Consider the following 24,537-nt stretch of genomic DNA (forward strand, 5'->3'; position numbering starts at 1 on the left):
CAAAGGACGCCCATGACCGCAGAACAGGCAGTCGGGGAATCCCCCGCCTCCCGCCGCAGGCAGCAGCGCGGCTGGTACTTCTACGACTGGGCGAACTCCGCCTTCAACTCCACCGTGCTGACCGTCTTCCTCGGCCCCTACCTGACGACGATCGCCGAGAACGCCGCCGGGGGCAGGCCGTACGTCCAGGTGCTCTGGTTCGACGTGCGGCCCAGCGCCTACTACTCCTTCGTGGTCGGGGCGGCGGCCGTGCTGCAGATCGTCCTGATGCCCGTCGCCGGGGCCCTGGCCGACCACACCGGGCGTAAGAAGGAGCTGATGGGGCTGTTCGCCTACATCGGCGCCGGGGCCACGGTCTGCATGTGGTTCGTCTCCGACGGGAGATACCTGCTGGGCGGGGTGCTGTTCATCGTGGCCAGCGTGGGGTTCTCGACGGCGTTCGTCATCTACAACTCGTTCCTGCCGGAGATCTCGACCCCCGACGAGCGTGACCGGGTCTCGGCGCTCGGCTGGGGTTTCGGCTATCTCGGCGGCGGCCTGCTGCTGGCCCTCAACCTCGCCCTCTTCCTGGGGCACGAGTCCCTCGGCGTCTCCGAGGCCGACGCCGTGCGCATCTGCCTGGCTTCGGCGGGCCTGTGGTGGGCGGGGTTCACGGTCATCCCGATGCTGCGGCTGCGCAACCTGCACGCGGCGGCCGGGACGCCCACCATGGGCTCGGCCGTCACGGGGAGCTTCAGGCAGCTCGGCCGTACCATCGCGGGGCTGCGCAACTATCCGCTGACGCTGGCCTTCCTGGTGGCCTACCTGGTCTACAACGACGGCGTGCAGACCGTGATCTCCTTCTCGGCGACCTACGCCGACAAGGAGCTGGGGCTGGGCCAGACCACGCGGATCGCGGCGATCCTGATGGTGCAGTTCGTGGCCTTCGGCGGCGCGCTGCTGCTGGGCAGGCTGGCGGCCTCCTACGGGGCCAAACGGGTCGTGATGAGCGCGCTGGTCGCCTGGATGGCCGTGGTCGGCGTGGCCTACTTCCTGCCGAGGGGGTCGGCGCTGCCGTTCTTCGCGCTGGCCTTCGCCATCGCGATCGTGATGGGCGGAACACAGGCGCTGTCGCGTTCGTTGTTCTCCCACGTGATCCCGTCGGGCAAGGAGGCGGAGTACTACAGCCTCTACGAGATCAGCGACAAGGGTTCGACGTTCCTTGGATCCTTCGCCCTCGGCCTGGCGCTTCAACTGACCGACAGCTACCGGCTCGGTGTGCTGTCGCTGCTGGTGTTCTTCCTGGTCGGCCTGGTCATCCTGGGGGCCGTCAACCTGCCGAAGGCGATCAGGGCCGCGGGCAACCCGGTTCCCGAGCGCATCTGAGCGTCCGGGGAACGGCTCTCGCCGCAGACCGGGTCAAGAACGCGCGATTGGATCACCCCGTGTGTGGGAATCCACACACGGTATCAAGCGTTGTACGCCGTGGGAGACGAACCCCTCACGACGGGGCCCTCAGGAGGCATTGAGACATGGGCGAGCGTGCGCTACGCGGCACCCGACTCGGGGCGACCAGCTACGAGAACGACCGCAACACCGATCTGGCTCCGCGCCAGGAGGTGTCCTACACCTGCCCGAAGGGCCATCGATTCGACGTTCCCCTCGCCGCCGAGGCGGAGATCCCGGCGACCTGGGAGTGCCGGATGTGTGGTGCGACGGCGCTGCGGGTGGACGGTGAGCTACCGGAGGCGAAGAAGGTCAAGCCTCCGCGGACCCACTGGGACATGCTGCTTGAGCGCCGCACCATCGAGGACCTTGAGGAGGTCCTCAACGAGCGGCTGGCGATCCTGCGCGCCCAGCGCCGCAAGAGCGCCTGACCAGGGTCACACCCTTCCCCGGTTCCTCTCACGTGGAGCCGGGGATCGGCCTCTCCGTCTCCCCTCTCTCACCTTTCTCGTCTCCGCACGCCGTGTCCGGCACCGCCTGCCCGCGCCGATACTGAAGACGTGCTGAGCAGTCAACGCCTGCGGGTGCTCCTTGAGGTCTTCAGGACGGGAAGCATCGCCGGTGCCGCGCGGGTCCTGCGTCTTTCGCCGTCCGCCGTCTCCCACCAGCTCTCGAAGCTGGAGGAGGAGGCGGGGGTCGGCCTGGTCGAGCGGGGCGCGCAGAGCCTGCGGCTGACCGGGGCGGGGCGGCGGCTGGCGACCAGGGCCCAGGAGGTCCTGGACATCATCGAGGCGGCCGAGAAGGACCTGCTGGCCCAGGCCAGGGCGGACGCCGGGCAGCTAAGGATCGGGTTCTTCGCCTCCGCCGGATACCGGCTGCTGCCGCTGGCCCTTTCAACCTTCACCGCCCGTCATCCCGCCGTCGAGCTCGACCTGGTGCTCGGCCAGCCGCACGAGCTGCTGCCCGACCTCGAACGCGGCGCCCTGGACGTCCTGGTGGTCTTCGAGCACGCCCTCGACCCGTGGAAGGCTCCGGAGGGGGTCGAGGTGACCCACCTGTTCGACGAACCCCAGCTGCTCGTCGTGCCGCTCGGTCACCCGGCGGGCCAGCGCCAGCGGGTACGGCTGGCGGACCTGGCCGAGGAGCCCTGGATCACCACCTACGGCACCGACACCCCGGTCTCGGTGCTGGAACGTGCCAGCGCGCTTGAGGGGTTCAACCCGACGATCCGCTGCCGCAGCGACCACTACGAGGTGACGCTGGGGCTGGTCAGGGCCGGGCTCGGGGTCGCCCTGGTGCCCAGTCTGGGCGCGCAGGGCGCCTCGGGCATCCAGGTGTGCCGCCTGGACGGCCCGAGGCTCTACCGCAGGATCGGCGCGGCGACCCGCCCGACGAACCCCAATCCGGCGCTGCGGTCCTTCATCGACTATCTGCGCGACGCCTCGGCCCAGATCCGCAACGCGCTGCGCTGAGGCTCAGGCCCCCGTTCCCACGAAGACGCCGGGGGTCCTGTCCCGCCAGGGCACGGCCTCCTCAAGGCGGGAGGCGAGCCGCAGCAGCAGGTCCTCCCTGCCGTACGGCGCGACCAGCTGCACGCCGATGGGCAGGCCGTCCCGGCTCCAGCCGAGCGGCAGGCTGACGGCCGGGAGCCCGGCGATGTTGAACACCACCGTGAACGGGCCGTACGCGAAGAGGCTCTCGTGCCAGGTGGTCATGGTGTGGCCGGGGTCGTCGTAGCGCAGGGTGCCGTGCGGCGCGGGAAGCTGCCCCAGGGTCGGGGTGACGAGGATGTCGTGCCCGGTGAAGAAGGCGCCGACGGAGCGGGTGACGCGGTTCTGCGCGGCGAGGGCGGCCATCAGGTCGAGGGCGCCGAGGTCGCCGACGACGTCGAGGGCGTGCCTGGTGACGGCCTCGAACCGCTCGGAGTCCGGGAGGGCGTCCGGGGGTGTCGGACCCGAGGCTGCCGCTGAGGCGACGCAGGCGATAGCGACGGGCACGACGCCGCCGAGCACGAGGTCCCAGTCCACCTCGGGGCTCGCCTCGGTGACGAGGTGGCCCATGCCCTCCAGCACCTTGCCGGTCGCGACCGTGGCGGCGGCCACCTCGGGATCGACCGCGACGCCCGACCAGGCAGTGGTGGTGACGGCGACCCGCAGCCTGCCGGGGTCGGCGCCGACCTCCTCGGTGTAGCGCCTGGCCGGGGGTGGCGCGGTGTACTTGTCGCCGACGGCGGGGCCGTGGACGGCGTCGAGCAGGGTCGCGGCGTCCCTGACCGTGCGGGCGAGTCCGAAGTCGCAGGACATGCCGAACGTCACCTCGGCCGCGTCGGGGCCGCTGGAGACGCGGCCCCGGCTGGGCTTGAGCCCGACCAGGCCGCAGCAGGAGGCGGGCACGCGGATGGACCCGGCGCCGTCGGTGCCGTGCGCGAGGGGTACGGCTCCCGCGGCGACCAGGGCGGCGGCGCCGCCGCTCGACCCGCCGACGCCGCGTCCCAGGTCCCAGGGGTTGCGGGTGGGCCCGTGCCTGAGCGACTCGGTGGAGAAGCTGACCACCAGCTCCGGCACGGTGGTCAGGCCCAGGGTGACCAGGCCTGCGGCCCGCAGCCGGGTCATCAGCTCGCTGTCGTGGCCGGGAACCGTCTCCAGGCCCCTGCTGCCCAGGAAGGAGGGCACGCCCCGCGCCATCGGGCCGCTGTCCTTGATCAGGAACGGCACGCCCGCGAGCGGCCCGTCCGCCGCGTGGTCGAGCGCCGGGGTGAACGGTGGCAGCGCCAGGGCGTTGAGCTCGGCGTCCGCCTCGGCCAGCGCCCTCCTGGCGGCCTGTTCGATCTCGTCCGCCGTGACCTCGCCCGACGCGATCAGGTCCCGCAGCCCGACGGCGTCATGACGTGCGTACTCGTGGAGCTCCACTGGCGTTCCTCCTGTTGGCGGGCCCTGTGCCTTCGAACAGTGTTAGCGCGTTCCAGCGATGGATTTCCACTGTTTCGTGGCCTTTTCTGGCGAAGATTGACAAACGCGCCAGTACGGCGGGCGGCACTCCTGGCCGCCCGCCGTACGAGACCGTCATGTGCGGCCGGGCCGGAACCGTCAGGGAAGTCCGGCGAGGTGGCCGATGGTCTGGCCTGCCGCGCGGACGCGCCGGACCAGGGACTGCTCGCTCCCCGCGGGGCCGTTGGCCAGTACGGCGTAGCCGAGCCTGCCGCCGGGGCCGATCATGACCCCGACGTCGGTCCGTACCCCGGTGTCGGTGCCGGTCTTGTTGGCCACCCACACCAGCTCCCGGGGAGGCTCCCCGGGGACCTCGCGGTCCTCGGCCTCGTGCGGCAGCAGGGCCGGGACCAGGCTCCGGTCGCCGTTGTGCGCCATCCAGCGCAGCATGAGCCGGGTCCACTCCTCACGGCCGTCGAGCCCGGCCGCGAACCCGGCCAGCTCGCCCGCGGTGCCGACGGCGAAGGTCGGCGGGTGCGAGGGCAGCCGGGGCTCGCGGATCCGGTCGAGGACGCGGGTGCGGACGAGGCCCAGCTCCGCCGCGCCGTACGCCACCTCGTCGAGGCCGACGCGGCGCAGCAGCGCGTTGGTCGCGGTGTTGTCGCTCACCGAGGCCACCAGCACCGCGAGGTCGGCGACCGTCCAGGAGGGGGCGGACAGCAGCCCGAGCAGTCCCGAGCCGCCGCAACGGTCCTCCTGGCGCAGTTCGACGGGCTCTGCGGGGTCGAGCAGCCCCGAGGCGATCCGCCGGGCGGTCACGGCCAGCAGCAGCAGTTTGCCGACGCTGGCCAGGACCATCTCGGTGTCCTCCTGGACGGCGAGCCGCCCCGGGACCGAGACCGCGAGGGTGCCCGGTTCTTCCATCATGTGGCGAGCACCCTTCCCGGCCTGGCGCCGGTCTCCATCCCGTCGCGGACCACGGTCAGGCCCGCGACGACCACCCGCTCGATGCCGGTGGGCGGCAGGAGCGGGTCGGTGAAGGTCGCGTGGTCGGCGATCTTGGCGGGGTCGAAGACGACCAGGTCGGCGTGGGCGCCGTCGGCGATCACCCCGCGCCCCTTCAGACCGAACCTGGCCGCGGCCATACCGGTCATCTTGTGCACGGCCGTCTCCAGGCTGAGCAGGCCCAGCTCCCTGACGTAGTGGCCGAGCACCCGGGGGAAGGTCCCGGCCCAGCGCGGGTGGGGACGCCCGCCCGGCTTGGGGACTCCGTCGGAGCCGACCATCGAGTACGGCGCGGCGAGCACCCGCCGTACGTCGTCCTCGACCATGGAATGGCTGATGATCGTGACCTCGCCCTGCTCGGCGACGAGCAGGGCGGCGGCCACGTCGAGGGGGTCCTGGCCGCGGGTGACGGCCAGCTCGGCGATCGTGAGCCCCTCCGTTTCGGAGTGGCGCGGCGCACAGGCGATCGAGATGCGATCCCAGCCACCGTTGCCGACGGTGTTCTCCCAGCCGGGAACACCTTCGGCGATGGCGAGGCGCATCAGGTCGCGCTGGCCGGGATCGGCCAGGCGTGCCGTCAGCGCGGAGATCCCGCCCTCGGAAGCCCAAGGCGGAAGCATCGCGCCCAGCGCCGTACTCCCCGCAGTATAGGGATAGACATCACATGTCACATCCATCCCCTCCGCACGAAGTGTGGAGATTCTAGGAAGAGTACGCCTTGTGCGGCCCCATGCGTACTTTCCCGCGGTTTTGTGGTGGGAGACGTGCAGTGGGGCGCCGCTCCTGGCGGCGATCTCCACGGCCTCCTCAAGGGCCTCCTCGACGCGGGACATCTCGTCACGCAGATGGGTGACGTACGGCTTGCCGTACCGGGCCGCGACGGCCGCGAGCGCGACGACCTCGTCCGTGCCCGCGTAGGTGCCGGGGGTGTAGATCAGCCCGGTTGACAGGCCCGCGGCCCCCGCGCCCAGCGCCCGGTCGAGCAGCAGGCACATGGTCTCCAGCTCCTCGGGGGTCGCCGCCCTGTCGACGGGGCCCATGACGCCGCTGCGCAGCGTGCCGTGCCCGACCAGGGAGGCCAGGTGGTTGGCCCTGGGCACGGCGGTGTGCGCGGCGCCGAACTCGGCGAACCCCTCGTACATGCCGACGTCGCCGCCGAAGTAGACGCGGTTCTCCGCGCCCATGGCGGCCAGCCGTCCCGGCAGCGCGGGGAACAGGCTGGAGCCGCAGTTGCCGGAGATCTCGGTGGTCACGCCCTGCAGCACCGAGGCCAGGACCATCTCGCGGCCGAGTTCGCCGTCGATCAGGGTGACGCCGTCGGAGTGGGTGTGCACGTCGATGAAGCCGGGGGTCACGGCCAGGCCGGTCACGTCGGCGACCTCGTCCGCCTCCGCCGGGGTGCCCGGGGCGAGCAGGGTGAGGCGGCCCCCGGCGACGCCGACGTCGGCAGGTCGGGCCGCGTCGGGGGAGGCCGTGCCGTCGATCACGAGACCGCCGCGCAGCAGCAGGTCGAAGCGGCTCACAGCACCTGCCCGAGGAAGGCGCGGAAGCGGTCGTTGGCGGGGTTGGCGAGCACCTGCCGGGGATCACCCTGCTCGACGATGACGCCGCCGTCGATGAAGACCAGGTTGTCGCCGACCTCACGGGCGAAGCCCATCTCGTGGGTCACCACCATCATCGTCATGCCGCTGGCCGCGAGGTCCCGCATGACGGCCAGGACCTCCTGGACCAGTTCGGGGTCCAGGGCGCTCGTCGGCTCGTCGAAGAGCATGAGCTTGGGGTCCATGGCCAGGCTGCGGGCGATCGCCACGCGCTGCTGCTGGCCGCCGGAGAGCTGGGAGGGGTAGTGCCCCGCCCTTCCTGACAGGCCGACCCGGTCGAGCAGTTCCATGGCCCGTCTCCTGGCGGCGGCCTTGGGGACGCCCTTGACGACGACCGGGCCCTCCATGACGTTCTCCAGCGCCGTGCGGTGCGGGAAGAGGTGGAAGCGCTGGAAGACCATGCCGATGTCCTGGCGCTGGGCGCACAGTTGGGAGGGCCGCAGGTGGTGCAGGCGCTCGTCCTTCTCGGCGTAGCCGATCAGGTCGCCGTCCACCCAGATGCGGCCGGAGTCGATGGTCTCCAGGCGGTTGACGCAGCGCAGCAGCGTGGACTTGCCCGAGCCCGAGGGGCCGACGACGCAGACCACTCCGCCGACGGGCACGTCGAGGCTGATGCCCTTGAGCACCTCGACGGGGCCGAAGCACTTGCGCACCGAGCGGATCCGCACCATGGGCCGTGCGGATGCGCTCTCCGTGACTGCCGCGGCCATCACACGCTCCCCTTGCCGAAGGGCCGCAGGTTGCGGCGGACCCTGGTCCGCAGCGCGTGGTGGCCGCGCTCGAACCGCTTCTCGATGAAGTGCTGGCCGACGCTCGCGATGGTGGTGAGCACGATGTACCAGACGGAGGCCACGATGAGCATCGCGATGACCTCGAAGTTGCCGAGGTAGATGCGCTGGGAGACGGTCAGCAGCTCGGCTCCGGCGATGACCGAGACCATCGAGGTGGTCTTGAGCATCGAGATGAACTGGTTGCCGGTCGGCGGGATGATCACGCGCATGGCCTGTGGGAGGACGACCCTGCGCAGCACCTGCCGGTGTGTCATGCCGAGCGCCTCCGCGGCCTCGCGCTGGCCGGGGTCGACCGAGCGGATGCCCGCCCTGACGATCTCGGCCATGTAGGCGCCCTCGTTGATGGCCAGGCCGAGCAGCGCCGCGGTGAAGGGCGTGATCAGCTCGTTGGCCTGCCACTCGATCAGCTTGGGGCCGTCGAAGGGCACGCCGATGCCGAAGGAGGGGAAGACCAGCCCGATGTTGAACCAGAAGATCAACTGGACCAGCAGCGGGGTGCCCCTGAAGAACCAGGTGTAGAGTCCGGAGGCGGCCCGCAGGACGGGGCTGCCGGAAAGCTGCATCACGGCGGCGAGGATGCCCAGCGCCAGGCCGATCACCATGGACAGCACGGTGAGCTGGATGGTGACCCACAGCCCGCCGAGGATCCTGCCGTCGGTCAGGTACTCGGCGATGACGTCCCAGTGCAGGTTCTCGTTGACGATGATCGTGTAGAGCAGCCACACCATGGCGAGGACGGCGACCGCCGCCGCGACCCACCTGCCGGGCCTGGGCGGGCGGATCGCGTCGATGGGCAGGTGCGGTTCCGGCGCCGTCCGCGTGCCGGTGGCCGCCTCGGGGACGCCGGTCACTTCCACGGCTTGGTGTTGACCATCGTCTCGGACACGGCGTTGGAGGCCACGCCGTACTCGTCGAGGACCGCCTTGTAGCCGCCGTCGGCGAGCAGTTCCTGCATGGCCTTGGCGACGGCGTCGCGCAGACCGGCATTGTTGCGGTCGATCGCGATGCCCCAGGGGCCGGCGTCGTACTGCTCGGACAGCACGTCGTACTTGCCGGTCTCCTTGGCGTACATGGCGGCGACGGGCGAGTCGACGATGGTGGCGACCGCGCGTCCTGAGTCGATGCTCAGCAGGCCGGTCGGCGCGTCCTCGCTCTGCATGATCTGCATCTTCTTGGCACACTTGTCGTTCTGCCGCTGCCCGATCGCGAGGTTCGAGCTGCCCTTGGCGAGCACGACGACGCGGCCGCAGAGGTCTTCGAGGTTCTTGACGCCGTCGGGGTTGCCCTTCTTGACCATGATGGCGCCGCCCGCGTTGAAGTAGTCGACGAAGTCGACGGCCGCGCGGCGTTCCTCGGTGTCGCTCATGGAGGACATGACGATGTCCCAGCGCTTGGCCTGCAGGCCGGGGATCAGGCCGTCGAAGGCGGCGTTGGTCACCTTGATCTTCAGGTCCAGCTTGGCGGCGATCGCGGCGGCGAGGTCGGGGTCAACGCCGATGAGCTCCTGGGTGCCCTTCTTGTACATCTCCATCGGGGGGTAGCCCTCCGAGGTCGCCATCCGCAGCTCACCGGTCTTGCGCACGGCCTCGGGCACCAGCTCCTTGGCGGTCTTGCCCGCCGCCGCGGCGGCACCCTCGTTCGCGTCCGTCCCCGACGCCGAGCGCCCGCAGCCGCCCGCGAGCGCCGTGACGATCAGGGCGGCAGCAATGACGGAATAAGTCCTTTTTGTCATTTAAGCTCCTGTTTTGCGAATAGTTGAGCTTATGCTGCCGACGGCAGGTAACGGTCCCAATGCAGGTGAATGCTTGCGAGTCTGAGCATCGAAAACTTCGACGCTCAGACCGGACAAAAGCCTTAAAGCCCTACCTTCGACCCCATGACCATGGTGATCGAGAACGGCTGGCCACACACCGCGTCGTGGGCCGGTGAGGAACTGCGCATCGGCGGAGTGGGCGTGCGGGAGCTCGCCGCCGAGTTCGGCACCCCCGCCTACGTCCTCGACGAGGAGGACTTCCTCGAACGCTGCGCCCGGTGGCGTCAGGCGCTGCCCGACGGGGAGGTGCACTACGGCGGCAAGGCCTTCCTCTGCCCCGAGGTGGTGCGCTGGCTCGACACGGCCGGGCTCTGCCTCGACGTGTGCACGGGCGGGGAGCTGGCGGTGGCCGTCGCGGGCGGCATGGACCCGGCCAGGGTGGTCTTCCACGGCAACAACAAGTCCCTCGCCGAGCTGCGCCGCGCCGTCTCCTGGCGGGTCGGCTGCGTGGTCGTGGACTCCTTCTCCGAGATCGGGCGCCTGGCCGCCCTCGCCGCCGAGGCGGGGGTACGGCAGAGCGTCATGGTCCGCGTCACCCCCGGCGTCGAGGCGCACACCCACGAGTTCATCGCCACCGGCGGCGACGACTCCAAGTTCGGCTTCTCGCTGCGCGCCGGGCTCGCGGCCGAGGCGGTCCGCCGGGTCCTGGCCGAGCCGTCGCTTGAACTGACGGGGCTGCACTCCCACATCGGCTCGCAGATCACCGACCTGGCCGGGTTCACCCTCGCCGCGCACCGGATGGCCGGCTTCCTGCGGGCCATGGAGGACGAGCACGGCGTGACGATCCCCAAGCTCGACCTCGGGGGCGGCCTCGGCATCGTCCACAGGAACGGCGACCCGCTCCCCCCACGTCCCGACGAGGTGGTCGCCGCGGTCCGCGAGGCCGTACCCGACCATGTGCGCCTGGCCGTCGAGCCGGGGCGCTCCATCGCCGGGCCGACGGCCGTGGCGCTCTACGAGGTCGGCACGGTCAAGGAGATCCCCGGCGCCCGCACCTACGTCAGCGTGGACGGCGGGATGAGCGACAACCCCCGACCCGCCATGTACGGCGCCGCCTACACCGCCGTCCTGGCCTCCCGCCTCTCCACGGCCCCAACGCGCGAGGTCACCGTGGTCGGAAAGCACTGCGAGAGCGGGGACGTCCTGGTCCGTGACCTGCCGCTGCCCTCCGACGTACGGCCCGGCGACCTGCTGGCCGTACCGGCCTCCGGGGCCTACCAGCGGTCGATGGCCAGCAACTACAACCACGTGACGCGCCCGCCGGTGGTCGCGGTGCGCGACGGGGTGGCCCGGGTGATCGTGCGCAGGGAGACCGAGGAGGACCTTCTGCGGCTCTACGTCTGAGCCGCCCGGCCTTCACCGTGCCCTGGGTGCCCTTTACCGGCCAAATTCGGCCAGATCCGGTGTCGATGCCGCGCCGTGGAGAAGGATGCCCGTGAAAGACCGCTCACGGACAACCCAGCACGGACCCAAGGGAGGTCTGCCATGTTCCGCAAGACCCATCTGGCCCTGATCGTGGCCCTCGGCGCCGGTGTCGTCTCCATCGGCGCCGCGGCGACGGCCGAGTCGTTCTCCGGCGGCTCAGGGCACCAGGCGTACACGGCGATAAAGAACGCCGAGGGCGCGACGATCGGCACCCTCAAGATCGACCAGGAGCGGTACGGCAAGTCCAGGGTGACCGTGGCCGTCAGGGGCCTGACCCCCGGCTACCACGGCTTCCACATCCACACCACCGGGATCTGCGACCCCAAGTCGACAGATCCGGCGACCGGCAGCCCCTTCTTCAGCGCGGGCGGCCACTTCAACCTCGGCACCGGAGGCCACGGCGAGCACACGGGCGACCTGCCCGCCCTGCTGGTCGGCGCGGACGGCACCGGGAACGCGTCGGTGGTGACGGACCGCTTCAGGATCGGCCAGCTTCTCGACAAGGACGGCAGCGCGGTCATCGTCCACGGGCTGCCCGACAACCTGGCCAACATCCCTACCCGCTACACCGACGCCAACGGCAAGGCGGGACCGGACGAGGCGACGCTCAAGACCGGCGACGCGGGCGGCCGGATCGGCTGCGGCGTGATCACCGGGCGTTGACCCGCTCTCCGGCCCGGCCTCGCTGTGAGGGCCGGGCCGGGGAACGGCGTCAGGCGATCAACCCCCACGGCTCGGAGATCCGCGAGGCCAGGCGCGGCTTGGCGTCGGCCCACCACAGCACGGACCTGACCAGGGTCGCGACCGGGTCGGCCACCTGGCGCGTCGGCTCGAACGGCTCGGCCATGCTGGTGTAGCTCTCGAACATGCCCAGCAGGCGCACCGCCTGGAGCTGGATGGGCGACAGGTGCTGCTCGGCGAAGGGCAGGAAGAAGCGGTGCCAGCGCCTGGGTGAGATGAACGGCGGCGCGGCGACCGGCGGGATGCCCCGTTCGGCCCGCCAGCCGTTGAGTGTGCCGCAGGTGACGTCCAGGAGCGTCTGCAGGGTCATGCAGGTGGCGCCGCCCGCGATCGTCTCGACCCTGACGCCCTCCGGTGGCGGCCCGGTGACGGCATCCATGATCACATCGGCCACCAGATCGACCGGCGCCACCTCCGCGTATCCTCCCGGCTCCCCGATCACGGCCGCGGCGAGCCCGGAGACCAGGGTCTGCAGCAGCGTGTAGGGGCCGGAGAAACGGGCTATCGACCCGTCGTCGTCACGGCCGAGGATCAGCGGCGGCCGTACGATCGTGACCGGGCCCCGGTGGCGCTCGCGCACCAGCTCCTCGCACCGCGCCTTGGACCACTCGTAGCCGTTGCGGTAGCGCCCGAACCCCTCGTCCTTGGCGTAGGGGTCGTCGGAGCCTTCGACGTAGGCCGTGGAGACGTGCACCAGGTGGGTTTCCGGGGTGAGCAGGTCGAGCACGGCCTCAAGGGGGCGGACGTTTGACTCGACGGCCTCCTCGGCGGTCATCGTCCACCGGGTGGAGGCGGCGGCGTGCACGACGACGTCCCAGGGGCCCTTCAGTTCCCCGGGGGGCGGCCGCACGCCGATCTCCCAGCGGATCTCGCCCTCCCCCTGCGGGCGCCTGGCCACCCTGGACAGTTCGACGGGCGTGTTCCCGAGGGCACGGCACAGTTCGGTGCCGACCACCCCGGTCGCCCCGGTCAGCAGCACTCGCGGCGCGCCGCTCATCCGGCCGCTCCCAGGACCAGGGACACGTTGTGCCCGCCGAAGGCGAAGGAGTTGGACAGGGCGACCGGCGAGCCGATCGTCCTGGGTGTCCCGGTGACGAGGTCGATCTCGTCGGCGCACTCGCTCTTGCCGAAGTTGGCCACCGGTGGCACCAGCCCGGCAGAGGCGACGCCCAGCGAGATCACCGCCTCAAGGGCCCCCGCCGCACCGATCAGGTGACCGACGACGCCCTTGGGCGCGGTCACCGGCGGGCAGCGGTCCCCGAAGCAGGTGGCCAGCGCGCGGGCCTCCGCCCTGTCGTTGAGGAAGGTGGAGGTGCCGTGCGCGTTGACGTGCCCGACGTCGGAGAAGGACAGGCCCGCGTCCCGTACGGCCATGGCCATACAGGCGGCCGCGGCCTCGCCGTCCTCCCTGGGCGCGACGATGTGGTGGGCGTCGGAGGTGCTCCCGTAGCCGAGCACCTCGCCCAGCACGGCGGCGCCCCGCCGCCTGGCGTGCTCCCACTCTTCGAGCACCAGGAAGGCGGCCCCCTCCCCCATCACGAAGCCGTCGCGCTCGGCGTCGAAGGGACGGCAGGCCGCCGCGGGGTCGTCGTTGCGGCCGGACAGCGCGCCGATCCGCGCGAAGGACGCCATCACCATCGGCGTCACCGGGGCGTCCACACCCCCGGCGATCATGACGTCGCACTCGCCGGAGCGGATCTTGAGCATGGCCTCGCCGATGGCCGTCGCCCCGCTGGCGCAGGCGGTGGCGTAGGTCAGCGCGGTGCCCCTGGCGCCGAACCGCATGCCGATCCTGGCCGCCGCCGAGTTCGACATGATCTGCGGCACCGTGAACGCCGGGATCCTGGCGGGGACGTGCTCGCAGCGCCGCAGCACCTCCTCGGTCGCGCCGAGGCCCGCGACGCCGGTGCCGACCGCGACCCCGAGGCGCTCGGGCGTGATCTCCCCCAGCCCTGCTTCCTCGACGGCGTCCACGGCGGCGGCCAGGGCGAGCGTCGTGCCCCGGTCCATCTGGCGGCGCTGGCGGAGCGTGAGATAACGGTCGAGGTCGAAATCGGGGACGGTGCACGCGAACGTCACCGCGACCTCGTTCGCGACCAGCTCCTCGACCGTCGCCGCCGTCGGCCTGGCCTCGGTCAGCCGTTCGAGAAGCTCCCCGACGGTGTTGCCCCCCGGGGCCTTCACCCCGAGGCCGGTCACCGCGACCCGTCTGCGGCCGGTCATGCCGGGCGCGCCGAGATCCGCGCGGCCACCAGGTCGACGGCGTGGCCGACGTTCCGCATGTCGAGGAGGTCCTCGATCCGCATCCGGACGCCGAGCGCCCGTTCGAGCCTGGCCCCGATCTCCATCAGCTCAAGGCTGTCCACGGCGTACTCCGCGCCCAGGTCGGTCTGCTCGCCGATCTCTGTCTGGTCGACCCCCAGGACCTCGGACACCTTCTGGATCATCAACTCGGATATTTCGGCTCGGTTCATCGGGACTCCTTGGAGGCCAGGGAGGGCGCGGACTCGTCCAGGTCGAGGGAGGCGGGCACGCCGAGGGCGCTCCTGCCGAGGAACTGCCGGGTCGCGACGGGGGTGGGCGGGTGGAAGCGGACGGCCTGGGCGTCCCGCCACAGCCGCGCCAGCTCGCCCCCTCTGGCGTAGGAGGCCCCGCCGCACGCCTCGGCGATCGCGGAGACGAAGTCGGGCACCGTACGCACCGCCTGCTGCTTGACGGCGAGCGCGGCGGGCAGCAGGCGCTGCGGGTCGGCTCCGGCGTCCATCCTGGCGGCGACGGCGGCGCAGCCCGCCTCCAGGGTCAGCAGCGCCGCGTACGGGTCGCCGAGCGCGGCCTGGTAGCTGGGCAGGTTCGCCCTGGTGCTGTTCAGGTGCGCGATCCGCTGGGTGCCGAGCAGGGCGCGCCCGGCCCGCAGGGCCGACTCGGCCAGCCCGAGGTAGACCGCGCTCGCGGTCAGCGAGAACCAGATCACGCCCGCGGCCAGCACGTCGTCGTCCTCGGCGCCCGCGGGGGCCTGGTAGAAGACCAGCTCGTCGGGGATCACGCAGCGGTCGAGCACCAGGGTGTTGGAGGCGGAGCCGCGCATGCCCATCGCGTCCCAGTTCTCCACGACGCTCAGCCCGGGGGCGTTGGTCGGCAGCATCGCCACCAGGACCTGCGGGGCGGCGCCGTCCTGCCCCGGGGCCGCGACCTGGAGGCAGACGAGGTCGGCCTCGGCGGCCAGTGAGCAGGGGTACTTCTTGCCGGTCACCTCCCAGCCGCCGGGCACCTGCTTGGCGGTCAGGGTGGACCGGGTCGCCGAGCCTCCCAGGTTGGGTTCGGCGAAGGCGGAGGCGACCAGCCGGTTCTGGGTGGCGATGGCCTCGATGAGCAGCCACGACACGTCGCTGTTGCGCCGCCAGTGCTCGACCGTCAGGCCGATGGTGAAGATGTGCATGTTCACCGCGACAGCGAGCGCCGGGTCGGCCCGGCCGAGCAGGCGCTGTGCCGCGCACGATTCGAGCAGGCTGGCGCCCCTGCCCTGGAAGTCGGTGGGGATCGCGAGGGCGGGCCAGCCGATCTTCCGCAGCAGGTCCAGGCTCGCCGGGTCGGGGCGTCCGCTCTCGTCGGCCCGCGCGGCGCCCGCCGCGATGCTGTCCAGGGCGTCGGTGGGCAGGAGGTCGCCGACGTCGGGCCACAGCTCGCTCACGACTGTCCTCCCCATGCCGCCCCGGCCTCCTTCAGCGCCTCGTCGAGTACGGCCATCGCCCGATCGACCTCGGCGGGGCCCGCGACCAGCGGAGGGAGCAGCCGCAGGGTCCGCGGCCTGCTCAGGCACGGGGAGACCAGCAGGCCGCGTCTGGCCAGGCCCATCTGGACCTCGCCCGCCAGCTCGGTGCCGGTGAAGTCGACGCCCCACAGCAGTCCCCTGCCTCGGACGTCGGCGACCAGGCCGGGGTTGTCCTCGCGCAGCCTCCGCAGGCCGCGCTCCATCAGCCCGGCCAGTTCGACGCCGTTGCCCGCCGCCGCCTCGATCTCGGTCAGCGCGGCCGGGACGGCGGCCGTCGCCAGGGGGTGGCCGCCGAAGGTCGCGGTGTGCCGGAAGGGGTCCTTCAGCAGCGGCTCGTAGAGGGCGTCCGAGCAGACCAGAGCGGAGACCGGCACGACGCCGCCGCCGAGCGGCTTGCCCAGCAGCACCGCGTCCACCTCGATCCCGGCGGCGAGCGCGACCGAGCGGTCGCCGCAGCGCCGCAGGCCGCACTGGATCTCGTCGGAGACCGTGAAGGCGCCCGCCCGCCTGGCGTCGGCGCTCCAGCGCCGCAGCACCTCGGTCTCCAGCGGGCGCACGCCGTTCTCCCCCTGCACGGGTTCGAAGACGACAGCCGCGACGTCGGCCTCGGCCGTCACCCGCGCCACCGCCTCCGGGTCGTCGGCGGCGACGTGCCGTACGCCGTCGAGCAGCCCGTCCAGGCCGTCGCGGAAGCGGTCGTGGTGGGTCAGGCCGAGCGCGCCGAGCGACTTGCCGTGGTAGCCGCCCTCGACCGCGACGACGACGCGCCTGCCGGTCGCCAGGCGGGCGAGCTTCACCGCGGCCTCGACGGCGTCGGCGCCGTTGATGCCGAAGTAGACCCGGTTCAGGCCGCCGCCCAGGTATTCGCTGACCCGTTCGGCCGCCAGGGCGGAGACCGGGTTGGCCAGGCTCCTGGTGGAGGTCGGCATGACGTCGAGCTGGCGCCGTACCTCGGCCACGACGGCCGGGTTGCGGTGGCCCAGGAGGGTCACCGCGTAGGAGCCGAAGTCCAGGACCGAGCGGCCGTCGGACAGGAGCACCTCACAGCCTGAGGCGCCCGCCTCGACCGCGCCCTGACCGGCGAACTTGCCGCTCAGCGCGATTCCCGGGGACATGTGCCGCTGAATCCTGCGGAAGGTGACCCGTGCGAGGTCGGGGGCCGCGGCCCCCGGCGGGGCGGACGGATCCAGCACGTGGCGATCCAACGTTTCCCTTTCTTGCTTTTCCGTGTCTTCGCCGTGTTCGGGGAGACCGCGGTCAGGCGACGGGGCTGACGTCGCTGTTGCGGGTGCTCAGCCGGTTCAGGATGGCCCGGGAGTTCTCTTCGAGGGCGCGGGCCGCGACCGGGTTGAGCATGTCGGCCATGAGCGGGATGCCGATGTCGAACTCGACGTGCAGCTCGATGGTCGTCTGCCCGGCGCCGTCGTCGGTGACCTGCCAGTGGCCGTCGAAGTAGGCCAGGTCGCCCTCGGTCTGCTCGAACTCGATCCTGCGGCGCTCGTGGTCGACGGTGTCGCGTTCGACCCATTCGAGCTCGGAGCCCTTCAGCAGCACCGTCCACCGGCTGGTCCTGCCGGTCTCGGAGTGTTCGAGGATCGTCACGTCCACCACCTCGTCCATGTAGGTGGGGAAGTCCTCGCAGTCGAGCAGCACCTCCCAGATCCGCTGGGCGGGCTCGGTGCTCGTGTGCGTCGTCGTCACGGTGGGCACTGTCGTCTCTTCTCTCTTCTGCTTCTGGGGGGTTTCGGGAGGTCAGGTCCAGGCCGCGGGGAAGGCGGTCGGCAGGCCGGAGGCCTCGTTGAGGGGCAGCAGCGTCCTGGTGAGCCTGAGCGCGGGGAACAGACCGGAGGGGCCGCGGATCGAGGCGGGGGGCACGGTGAAGCCGAGGTCGCGTTCGAGCTCGGCGACGTACTCGCCCACCCTGGCCGCGGCCTCGCGGGCGGCGTCGATGTCCGTGGCCCGCGCGACGGCACGGGCCGTGGCCAGGCCGCGCTCGACCTCCTCGGCGTCGAGTCCCGCGTAGGGGTCGGCCAGCACGTCGTGCTCGTCGGGCGGGAACCCCTCACGCAGCAGGGACCGTACGGCCAGCGCCCGCACGACCGTGTCCCTGGCGACGAACTTCGCCACCTGGAGGAGGCCCTCGTCGAGGGTGCCGAGCAGGTCCTCGTAGCTGGCGTGGACCTCGAAGAGCAGCTCGAAGACGCCGAAGCACTGGTGGGCGGCCCACCTGCGCGGGTCCTTCACCGGGGTCAGGCCCGTCTCCCGGGTCTCGTCGCTCATGTCGTGCTCCAGTCGATCGACAGCCACAGCAGGTCCTCCCGTGCCAGCTCGCGGTGGGTGCGCCTCATCTCCGTGCTCCTGCCGGTCCAGCTCCAGCCGGGTTCGCCGAGGGGGGCGACGTCCGGGGTCTGCGCCTCGGCCCCGCGCAGCGCCCAGCGGTGGACGAGGGTGCGCCCGCCGTGGGTGTTCCAGGTCTGGAGCCCGGCGGCGGGGGTCAGGCACACCGTCGGGTCCTCGGGCAGGTCGAGCCTGGCGGCCAGGCCGTCGAAGAGGTCCCCGGCCTCGCGCAGGTAGGCGTGCGCGTCCTCGGCGCCGGTTGGCAGGTCGAGGAAGCGGCAGTACAGCGCGGCCAGTTCGGTGTCGCCGAGCCTGTCGAGTTTGGCGCCGGTCCACTTCTGCCCGAAGCACAGCTCGCCCCTGGCGGTGGCCAGGGCGTCGAGCGCGGCGACCCCGGCCCTGCCGAGCCGTTCGGCGGCGGCCAGCGGCCTGGTCTCACGCAGCAGCTCGCTCGCGAGCCGGTAGCGGACCGCCTCCGTCCGCCACCAGCGGGCCGTCGCGTCGGCGACCGGCTTGCGCCGCTCGCTCTGCCAGTCGAGCCAGTCCCGCTCACCCCGCAGGGGCAGGCCGAGGATCAGCCGGTTGAGCTGGGCGAGCTTCCTGCGGTAGTCCCGCCAGCCGGAGCGGTCGAGCTTCGCCGAGGTGCCGGAACCGGTCAGGGCGTCGGCGGCGCGGCGGATCGAGTCGGCCCTGATGTAGTTCACGTCCACGGCGACGCCGAGACTGAAGGAGGTGATGGGCAGACCCGTCACCTTCGTGCTCTCGACGACGACGTGGACGTCGACGTCACTCATCGGGGTGCCGAACCCGTGCACCACGGACCCGGCCGCCGACATCAGCAGGGGCTCGCCGAAGCTGGTGTCCACCTCCGCGACGAGGTCGTCGGGCGTCCTCCCGTGCGCGGCAAGGCGCGCGCCGAGATACCGCGCCATGTCGTCAGGCGATGTCAAGGGGTCTCCTTCTAGTACAGGTCGTATTTCTGGCGCCGGTAGTCGAAGGCCGTCGCGGCGACGGCCCCGAGGACCACGGCGCAGCAGCCGAGGACGCCGACCGACTGCAGGACGGGCCCCCACTCCCCGCGTCCCGAGGTCGCCTCGTCCAGGGCGCGCAGGGCCCAGTGGTGCGGGGTCAGCACGCCCACGGCCCTGGACAGGGCGGGCAGGCTCCCGTCGGGCACGATCGCGCCGCCGACGCTGCCCGCGGTGATCAGGAAGATGTAGAAGAGGCTCTCGAAGGTCGAGGTGTCCGCGGTGACGAGATAGAGCACCACCCCCATGGCGCAGCTCACGCCGAGCAGCGTGACGGCGACCGCGAGGAGCTGCCACACCGAGCCGTGGACGGGGGTGCCGTAGAAGACGACGGCGATGGCGGTGAACAGGCTCAGCTGGGTCAGGCCGATCCCGGCGATGGGCAGGATCTTGCCGAGCAGGAAGGCGCCCCTCGGGGGGCGGTAGAGCGCCTGCCGTACCCAGGTGTTGCTGCCGAACTCGCGGAACAGCGCCAGGCCCGTGTAGTGGGTGGTGGTGAAGCTGAACATGACGGCGATGCCAAGCATGGCGCGGCCGTGGCTGCCCTCCCCCGCCACGGCGGAACCGAGGGTCAGGGCCAAGGTCGCGGGCACCGCGAACATGAAGACCAGCGGGGTGCGCATCCGCCACAGCACCAGCAGCTCGGTCGTGGCGTAGCCCGCGGCGACCGACCAGAAACCGGCTCTCTCAGTCGTGCTCAACGACGCTCCCCTGTAGCTCGGGGTCCAGGGAGATGATCTCCCGCAGGTTTCTGCTGGTCAGCCGGACGGACTCCACACCGGAGGCGGCGTGGCCCTCCCCGGCCCAGCGGGCGAAGGTCTCCGCGGCCTGGGCGACCGTCCCGGGGGCCGGGGCGCGCAGGGTCAGCGGGCCTTGCTCGCCGTCGATCCGGGCGAGCAGCTCGCTGTGGTAGCCGCCGAGCAGGTCGCGCAGCGGGCCGACGCCGACGACCGTGCCGCCGGAGACGACCGCGACGTGGGTGCAGGTCTCCTCGATGTCCTCGGGGTAGTGCGAGGTGACGATCATCGCGTCGCCGTCCCGGCGCCAGCGGGCCATCAGGGCGACCAGCCTGGTCCTGGTCTCGAAGTCGAGCGCGCTGGTCGGCTCGTCGAGGAAGCGGAGTCTGGGGGCGTGCACGAAGCTGGCCGCGATGTGGGACAGCCGCTCCCACCCTCCGGACAGGCGGTGCACGGGGGTGCGCGCGACCCTGGCCAGGCCGAAGTCCTCGACGGCGCGCTCTGCCGCGGCGGCGACCCGCCTGCGCGGCAGGACGAGCCTGGCGGCGTGGGTGAGGTTCTCGGCGACGGTGAGCTTCTTGTAGAGCGAGACGCGCTGGCCCGCGACGCCGACGTGACGCCTGACGTCCCCGGAGCCTTCGGGTCCCAGGGTGACGCTTCCGCCACGCCTGCCGGGCACGATGTCGAGGATCGCGTTGATCAGGGTGCTCTTGCCCGCGCCGTTGCGGCCGAGGACGCCCAGCACCTCGCCCGCGCGCAGCCGCAGCGTGACGCCGGTGAGGACGGGCGGGGAGTCGCCGTAGGCGAAGGACAGGTCGGTGACGGCCAGCAGGCGGTCTCCGGTGGCCTGGTCCGTGGGGGTCCCGCTGTCGCGGGTGAGGCCGGTCACGACAGCCGCGCCGCGACGGTCCCGGCCACCCGGTGGGCGTTCGCCATGGCGGTCAGGGAGGAGTTGGTCGCCCCCGAGGTCGGCATGAAGCTGGAGTCGGCCACGAACAGCCCTCTGGCCTCGAAGCACTCGCAGTCGCGGTCGAGTACGGCCTGCGCGGCGTCCTCGCCGAAGACCGCGCCGCCGTGGTGGTGCGCGGAGACCAGGCCCTCACCGGAGGGGACGGGATGCACCCGGGTCTCGACGGCGCCGAGGGCGCGGCCGATCCTGGGGAGGATCCCGGTGACACGCTCCTGCAGCAGCAGGTCGGCCGGGTGCGGCGCGTAGGTCACCGTCGGCACCCTGGCGCCGAAGGCGTTCCTGCGCGCGCTCAGCGAGACGAACTTGTCGGCCGAGGGCAGCGACTCGCCCTTGAAGCTCACCTTGACCACGTAGTGGCCGCGTTCCGCCCGCAGGAAGGCGGCGAGTTCGGGGCCGAGCATCCGCAGGTTGCGGACGTGCCTGGCCGGTGACTCGGCGACGTAGGCGTCGTAGAGGGCGAACTTGCCGCCCTTGCGCAGCGGCCCCGTCTCCCCGAGGTCATAGAAGTCCTTAATCACGACATTTCCGTAAAGTCCGGCGAGGCGGTCGGTCAGGTCCCGGTCGCGGGGCTCCGCGGTCACCAGGTAGGCGGTGCGCTCCAGGGTGAAGGTGAAGCGCCTGCCGAGCAGCCCGTTGCGGTTGGGCAGGTCGGAGCTGAGCAGGATGCGCGTCGTCTCCAGCGCGCCCGGGGTGAGCACCACGGTGCCGCACCTGATGCGCCGGGTCCGGAGCTCCCCGGCGTCGTCACGCTGGAGGTATTCCACCCCCTGGACGGCTCCCCCGGCGACCAGGACGCGGGAGACGTAGCAGCCGCCGAGCAGCCGGACCCTGGGGTCCTCACGCAGCCTGCCGTACAGCTCGACGTACCAGTTGGGGCGGGCCAGCAGCGGCCGGCCGCGCTCGGCGGGGCGTCCGGTGTCGGGGGAGACAGGGCAGGTGTCCCAGGCGCGCCCGCCCAGGCAGCTCTGCCCGACGTAGGCGTTCATCCCGTCGCGGCCGAGCCGGTCGACCAGCGTCCGTTCGAGGTGGCTCGGCCCCGGTCTCTTCCGGTACGGCCCGCCGTCGAACTCCCGGTAGGCGGCCTCGGTGTGGCCGTAGGCGCAGCCGAAGGGTCGCAGCCTCCCCTGGACGTGGTCGTAGGCCCGCTCAAGCTCGGCGAAGTCGAGGGGCCAGTCACGCACCTCGGGGCCGAGGGCGCCGCCGTACGCCGAACGCATCCGCAGGTCGCTGGGGCGGAAACGGGAAAGCTGGCCGTACCAGAGCCAGGAGCCGCCACCGGCGAACCGTGAGGCCCACCACTTGCGCAGCCGCGCCGGGCCCGCGCCGGGGGTGCGCAGGAGCACGTGGTCCTCCCCCGGATCGACGGTGAGCGGGCGGTCGAGGATCAGGCTGCGCTCGCCGGGGAAGGAGTGGCCCTCCGGCTCCCAGAAGGCGCCCCGGTCGAGGACCGCTACGTCGTTCGCGCCGGGGGCGCCGAGCAGCCGTTCCAGGACGGGGGCGCCGGTGAGCCCGAAGCCGACGACTACCGCGTCAGCCGAGCTCGTCCATCGGGTGTTCATAGCCAACCTCCCTCCGCCAGCGCGGGGACGAGAACAGCACGTCGTTGACGCAGGCGCACACCGACTCGGCGGACGCGCGGGCCCGCTCGTCGGGGCCTTCGAGGACGCGCCTGAGGTCCTCCCAGCCGCGCACGCCCGCCCCGGCCAGGGCCTCGCAGCCAAGGCCGCGCTCCCTGACCGTCCTGAGCGCCTGCCCGGCGAGCGGCTCCAGGGACGTCTCCGGCAGGTCGTAGGCGTCGAGCACGGCCGCCACGACGTCCGCTAGCGCGTCGTCGCTCGCCATGTCTTCTCCTGTTCGGTCGGCTCGTCGGTAAGCGAGCCGTACGCGCGCAGCCACGCGAGCGTCCCGCGCAGGCCGTCGGCGAGCGGGGTGCACGCCCCCGAACCGGCGCGGCCGAGGCGGGTGGTGTCGAGCGTCAGCTCCAGGTCGCGGAAGGGGAAGTAGGCCCGCGCGGGGACGCCCTCGTCGTGGACGTACACCGGCCGGTGCCCGGTCCCGGCGACCTCGGCGAGCAGGTCGAGATACTCGGTGAGGGTGCACGTCCCAGGCCCGCCGACGTTGTAGGTGCCGGGGGGAAGCGTCCCGGCGCACGCCGCGGCCACGGTCCTCGCCAGGTCGCCGACGTGGCAGAACTGGATTCTCGTACGGCCCTCGCCCGGCACGAAGATCGGCTGCCCGGCGAGCATCCTGGCCCACAGGAAGCTCTCCCTGGCCTCGGTGTTGTGCGGGCCGTACACGTAGGGCGGGCGCAGGACCGTCAGGCCGGGCAGGCCGGACAGCAGGCGCTCGCACTCCGCCTTGTCCTCGCCGTAGCCGCCCCAGGCGGGGTCGCCGTCCGCCGGGTCGCCCTCGTGGAACGGTGGGCCCGCGGGCCCGCGCCGGTAGACCGAGGCCGAGCTGACGTAGACGTAGCGGGCGGCCCCGGCGACGGCGGGGGTGTCCAGGACGTTTCTCACGTGGCGGGGCTCGGTGCCCGAGACGTCGACGACCACCTCGTAGTTCTCGCGCAGGGCGGCGTGGGCCGAGGCGGCGTCGCACCGGTCGGCGACGACCTGGACGATCCTCGGGTCCCACAGCGGCCTGGTCCCCCGGTTGAGCACGCTCACCTCGAAGGAGGGCAGCAGCGCCTCGACCACCGCCCTGCCGACGAACCGGGTGCCGCCGAGCACCAGTGCCCTGGTCACGAGTCGGATACGGCCGCCGGAACGGCCGCGAGCCTGCGCCAGGCGTCCTGGAGCAGGTGGTCGATCCGCTCGGCCCCCTCAAGGCGCAGGATCGGCACCCTCGCGCCGACGCCCGTCAGGAACGCCTCGGCCCGCGCCCTGAGGTCGGCGGCCAGGGGCTCGCCGATCCCCGACCACCAGTCCTCCTCCGGGTTGTCCGGCGTGTAGAGGTTGGGCCGCATGAGGGCGGCGACCTCGGCGGGGTCGGTGACCTCGCGCAGCAGCGGTTCGCGTCCCCTGGCGACGTCGGGCAGCACGATCATGCCGAGCGGCGCGCTGATCTCGAAGTCGGCGCCGGTGATCGCGCGGAGGCTGGTCAGCGGGACGGTCACCTTGGAGTCGCTCTCGCCGCGCCACAGGCGCTCCTCGTCAACCTCCCGGTACTCCTCGGGGATGAAGGTGTCCCAGCTTCCCGGATACTTCTGCAGCGTGCCCGCGAGCACCCGCAGGCGGGTGGGGATGCCGAAGACCCGCAGCCCCCCGGTGGCCGGGTCCTCCGCCAGGTGGACCTTGTCCACCGAAAGCGGCGTGGCGCCGGTCCTGACGATCGCGTCGAGGAAGCAGGTCGTCTTGCCCGAGCGCTTCGGCCCGGAGAACAGCACGGCCCTGCCGTTTATGACGACGGCGGAGGCGTGGACCTGTAGCTGCCCTCGGACTTCGAGGGTGCGCTGGAGCACGTGCAGGATCAGCAGCGCCAGGTCCTTGTGGACGGTCGGCGCCGCCGGGTAGCCGTCGCCGACGACGAAGGTCAGGCGGGTGTAGGCGGCGTCGGCCAGCAGCCAGGTGGGGGTCTTCACCGTGCGCAGCAGCACGGTCTCGCCCGCCCGCCAGTGCTCGACGGGGAGCCTGCCCTTCTCCGTGCTGCAGTAGGAGATCATCGCGGGCACCGGGTCGGCGAGGCGCGCGGCGGCCTCCTCAAGCCTGCCCACCAGGGCGTCGTCGGCGACGAAGGTCATCTCGACGTCGGGGCGTCCCCCCGTGGGCCGGTCGGTGTGCGAGCCGAGGTAGGCGTGCAGCGCCTCGAACAGGGCCTGGTCACCGCAGCGCACGTCCAGTTCGAGGCCCGCGACGTTCCAGGCCGCGGCGACCTCGCACCGGGCCTTGGCCGCGGTGTCCTCGACGTCGCCGAGCAGGTCCTCGGCGCCGGTCAGAGCACTCACTTGTCTCACTCTCCGAACTCGGGGC

25 protein-coding genes are annotated in these 24,537 nt (G+C 72.0%); 5 read left to right on the forward strand and 20 right to left on the reverse strand.

Annotated features, from left to right (window positions below; translation table 11 throughout):
• Positions 1-12 precede the first annotated feature (12 nt).
• The 3 genes from FHS44_RS34485 to FHS44_RS34495 all read left to right on the forward strand — a co-directional run bounded on the left by FHS44_RS34485 (position 13) and on the right by FHS44_RS34495 (position 2,897).
• Entirely contained in the window at positions 13-1,365 is a 1,353-nt protein-coding gene (locus FHS44_RS34485) for an MFS transporter (RefSeq protein WP_184722905.1), read from the forward strand.
• Positions 1,366-1,511: 146 nt separating this feature from the next.
• Positions 1,512-1,856, forward strand: coding sequence for an RNA polymerase-binding protein RbpA (locus FHS44_RS34490; RefSeq protein ID WP_184722907.1), 345 nt, complete (start codon positions 1,512-1,514; stop codon positions 1,854-1,856).
• 129 nt (positions 1,857-1,985) lie between these two features.
• Positions 1,986-2,897: a LysR family transcriptional regulator gene (locus FHS44_RS34495; protein WP_184722910.1), complete on the forward strand. Its 912-nt coding sequence runs from the start codon at positions 1,986-1,988 to the stop codon at positions 2,895-2,897.
• 3 nt (positions 2,898-2,900) lie between these two features.
• Here the strand turns inward: FHS44_RS34495 and FHS44_RS34500 are convergent, their stop codons facing one another.
• From FHS44_RS34500 to FHS44_RS34525, 6 genes are all read right to left on the reverse strand, one after another.
• Positions 2,901-4,334 carry an amidase gene (locus FHS44_RS34500; protein WP_184722913.1) on the reverse strand — a complete coding sequence of 478 codons (1,434 nt, stop codon included), beginning with the start codon at positions 4,332-4,334 and terminating at the stop codon, positions 2,901-2,903.
• A gap of 177 nt (positions 4,335-4,511) precedes the next feature.
• Complete coding sequence (locus tag FHS44_RS34505; RefSeq protein WP_184722916.1) at positions 4,512-5,279, reverse strand: serine hydrolase; 768 nt, start codon at positions 5,277-5,279, stop codon at positions 4,512-4,514.
• The gene (locus tag FHS44_RS34510) at positions 5,276-6,880 is read right to left on the reverse strand and encodes an N-acyl-D-amino-acid deacylase family protein (protein ID WP_184722919.1); all 1,605 of its coding nucleotides are present in this window, start codon (positions 6,878-6,880) and stop codon (positions 5,276-5,278) included. The genes FHS44_RS34505 and FHS44_RS34510 overlap by 4 nt, the downstream gene beginning before the upstream one ends.
• The gene (locus tag FHS44_RS34515; protein ID WP_281401668.1) at positions 6,877-7,668 is read right to left on the reverse strand and encodes an amino acid ABC transporter ATP-binding protein; all 792 of its coding nucleotides are present in this window, start codon (positions 7,666-7,668) and stop codon (positions 6,877-6,879) included. The genes FHS44_RS34510 and FHS44_RS34515 overlap by 4 nt, the downstream gene beginning before the upstream one ends.
• Complete coding sequence (locus FHS44_RS34520; RefSeq protein WP_312863930.1) at positions 7,668-8,606, reverse strand: amino acid ABC transporter permease; 939 nt, start codon at positions 8,604-8,606, stop codon at positions 7,668-7,670. Before FHS44_RS34520 ends, FHS44_RS34515 begins: the two co-directional genes overlap by 1 nt.
• Entirely contained in the window at positions 8,597-9,481 is an 885-nt protein-coding gene (locus tag FHS44_RS34525) for an ABC transporter substrate-binding protein (RefSeq protein ID WP_184722921.1), read from the reverse strand. The genes FHS44_RS34520 and FHS44_RS34525 overlap by 10 nt, the downstream gene beginning before the upstream one ends.
• Positions 9,482-9,625: 144 nt before the next feature.
• Here FHS44_RS34525 and lysA point away from each other — a divergent pair, with 144 nt between their 5' ends.
• Both lysA and FHS44_RS34535 read left to right on the forward strand, forming a co-directional pair.
• On the forward strand, positions 9,626-10,906 hold the full coding sequence (gene lysA, locus FHS44_RS34530) for a diaminopimelate decarboxylase (protein ID WP_376771629.1): 1,281 nt from the start codon (positions 9,626-9,628) through the stop codon (positions 10,904-10,906).
• A 141-nt stretch (positions 10,907-11,047) separates the two neighbouring features.
• Positions 11,048-11,650, forward strand: coding sequence for a superoxide dismutase family protein (locus tag FHS44_RS34535; protein ID WP_184722923.1), 603 nt, complete (start codon positions 11,048-11,050; stop codon positions 11,648-11,650).
• A 49-nt stretch (positions 11,651-11,699) separates the two neighbouring features.
• Here FHS44_RS34535 and FHS44_RS34540 read toward each other — a convergent pair whose 3' ends face one another.
• From FHS44_RS34540 to FHS44_RS34605, 14 genes are all read right to left on the reverse strand, one after another.
• The gene (locus tag FHS44_RS34540) at positions 11,700-12,725 is read right to left on the reverse strand and encodes an SDR family oxidoreductase (protein ID WP_184722926.1); all 1,026 of its coding nucleotides are present in this window, start codon (positions 12,723-12,725) and stop codon (positions 11,700-11,702) included.
• Positions 12,722-13,951, reverse strand: coding sequence for a beta-ketoacyl-[acyl-carrier-protein] synthase family protein (locus FHS44_RS34545; RefSeq protein ID WP_184722929.1), 1,230 nt, complete (start codon positions 13,949-13,951; stop codon positions 12,722-12,724). The genes FHS44_RS34540 and FHS44_RS34545 overlap by 4 nt, the downstream gene beginning before the upstream one ends.
• Entirely contained in the window at positions 13,948-14,202 is a 255-nt protein-coding gene (locus FHS44_RS34550) for an acyl carrier protein (protein WP_184722932.1), read from the reverse strand. The genes FHS44_RS34545 and FHS44_RS34550 overlap by 4 nt, the downstream gene beginning before the upstream one ends.
• A complete protein-coding gene (locus FHS44_RS34555; RefSeq protein WP_184722935.1) occupies positions 14,199-15,431 on the reverse strand; it encodes an acyl-CoA dehydrogenase family protein in 1,233 nt (410 codons plus the stop codon). The genes FHS44_RS34550 and FHS44_RS34555 overlap by 4 nt, the downstream gene beginning before the upstream one ends.
• On the reverse strand, positions 15,413-16,690 hold the full coding sequence (locus tag FHS44_RS34560) for an aspartate aminotransferase family protein (protein WP_312863931.1): 1,278 nt from the start codon (positions 16,688-16,690) through the stop codon (positions 15,413-15,415). Before FHS44_RS34560 ends, FHS44_RS34555 begins: the two co-directional genes overlap by 19 nt.
• A gap of 64 nt (positions 16,691-16,754) precedes the next feature.
• Positions 16,755-17,198, reverse strand: a complete 444-nt coding sequence (locus FHS44_RS34565) for a type II toxin-antitoxin system RatA family toxin (protein WP_312863932.1) — start codon at positions 17,196-17,198, stop codon at positions 16,755-16,757.
• Between the two features lie 51 nt (positions 17,199-17,249).
• Positions 17,250-17,777, reverse strand: a complete 528-nt coding sequence (locus FHS44_RS34570; protein ID WP_184722941.1) for a hypothetical protein — start codon at positions 17,775-17,777, stop codon at positions 17,250-17,252.
• Positions 17,774-18,784, reverse strand: coding sequence for a hypothetical protein (locus FHS44_RS34575; RefSeq protein WP_184722944.1), 1,011 nt, complete (start codon positions 18,782-18,784; stop codon positions 17,774-17,776). Before FHS44_RS34575 ends, FHS44_RS34570 begins: the two co-directional genes overlap by 4 nt.
• Positions 18,785-18,795: 11 nt before the next feature.
• Complete coding sequence (locus FHS44_RS34580) at positions 18,796-19,563, reverse strand: ABC transporter permease (protein ID WP_184722947.1); 768 nt, start codon at positions 19,561-19,563, stop codon at positions 18,796-18,798.
• Positions 19,550-20,488, reverse strand: coding sequence for an ATP-binding cassette domain-containing protein (locus tag FHS44_RS34585; RefSeq protein WP_184722950.1), 939 nt, complete (start codon positions 20,486-20,488; stop codon positions 19,550-19,552). The genes FHS44_RS34580 and FHS44_RS34585 overlap by 14 nt, the downstream gene beginning before the upstream one ends.
• Positions 20,485-22,128, reverse strand: coding sequence for a GMC oxidoreductase (locus FHS44_RS34590; protein WP_184722953.1), 1,644 nt, complete (start codon positions 22,126-22,128; stop codon positions 20,485-20,487). Before FHS44_RS34590 ends, FHS44_RS34585 begins: the two co-directional genes overlap by 4 nt.
• Entirely contained in the window at positions 22,100-22,411 is a 312-nt protein-coding gene (locus tag FHS44_RS34595; protein WP_184722955.1) for a hypothetical protein, read from the reverse strand. The genes FHS44_RS34590 and FHS44_RS34595 overlap by 29 nt, the downstream gene beginning before the upstream one ends.
• Positions 22,390-23,313 (reverse strand): NAD-dependent epimerase/dehydratase family protein, encoded by a 924-nt coding sequence (locus FHS44_RS34600; RefSeq protein WP_184722958.1) that lies wholly within the window; start codon positions 23,311-23,313, stop codon positions 22,390-22,392. Before FHS44_RS34600 ends, FHS44_RS34595 begins: the two co-directional genes overlap by 22 nt.
• Complete coding sequence (locus FHS44_RS34605) at positions 23,310-24,512, reverse strand: hypothetical protein (RefSeq protein WP_184722961.1); 1,203 nt, start codon at positions 24,510-24,512, stop codon at positions 23,310-23,312. The genes FHS44_RS34600 and FHS44_RS34605 overlap by 4 nt, the downstream gene beginning before the upstream one ends.
• Positions 24,513-24,537: the final 25 nt, after the last annotated feature.

The sequence above is a fragment of the Streptosporangium saharense genome, from assembly GCF_014203715.1.
Taxonomy (GTDB): Bacteria; Actinomycetota; Actinomycetes; order Streptosporangiales; family Streptosporangiaceae; genus Streptosporangium; species Streptosporangium saharense.

Coding starts and splice junctions, on each gene's coding strand:
- FHS44_RS34555 (WP_184722935.1), bottom strand. CDS start 15,431: ATGGGGAGGACAGTCGTGAGCGAGCTGTGGCCCGACGTCGGCGACCTC.
- FHS44_RS34490 (WP_184722907.1), top strand. CDS start 1,512: ATGGGCGAGCGTGCGCTACGCGGCACCCGACTCGGGGCGACCAGCTAC.
- FHS44_RS34545 (WP_184722929.1), bottom strand. CDS start 13,951: ATGACCGGCCGCAGACGGGTCGCGGTGACCGGCCTCGGGGTGAAGGCC.
- FHS44_RS34535 (WP_184722923.1), top strand. CDS start 11,048: ATGTTCCGCAAGACCCATCTGGCCCTGATCGTGGCCCTCGGCGCCGGT.
- FHS44_RS34485 (WP_184722905.1), top strand. CDS start 13: ATGACCGCAGAACAGGCAGTCGGGGAATCCCCCGCCTCCCGCCGCAGG.
- FHS44_RS34515 (WP_281401668.1), bottom strand. CDS start 7,668: ATGGCCGCGGCAGTCACGGAGAGCGCATCCGCACGGCCCATGGTGCGG.
- FHS44_RS34540 (WP_184722926.1), bottom strand. CDS start 12,725: ATGAGCGGCGCGCCGCGAGTGCTGCTGACCGGGGCGACCGGGGTGGTC.
- FHS44_RS34525 (WP_184722921.1), bottom strand. CDS start 9,481: ATGACAAAAAGGACTTATTCCGTCATTGCTGCCGCCCTGATCGTCACG.
- lysA (WP_376771629.1), top strand. CDS start 9,626: ATGACCATGGTGATCGAGAACGGCTGGCCACACACCGCGTCGTGGGCC.
- FHS44_RS34505 (WP_184722916.1), bottom strand. CDS start 5,279: ATGATGGAAGAACCGGGCACCCTCGCGGTCTCGGTCCCGGGGCGGCTC.
- FHS44_RS34570 (WP_184722941.1), bottom strand. CDS start 17,777: ATGAGCGACGAGACCCGGGAGACGGGCCTGACCCCGGTGAAGGACCCG.
- FHS44_RS34590 (WP_184722953.1), bottom strand. CDS start 22,128: ATGAACACCCGATGGACGAGCTCGGCTGACGCGGTAGTCGTCGGCTTC.
- FHS44_RS34550 (WP_184722932.1), bottom strand. CDS start 14,202: ATGAACCGAGCCGAAATATCCGAGTTGATGATCCAGAAGGTGTCCGAG.
- FHS44_RS34595 (WP_184722955.1), bottom strand. CDS start 22,411: ATGGCGAGCGACGACGCGCTAGCGGACGTCGTGGCGGCCGTGCTCGAC.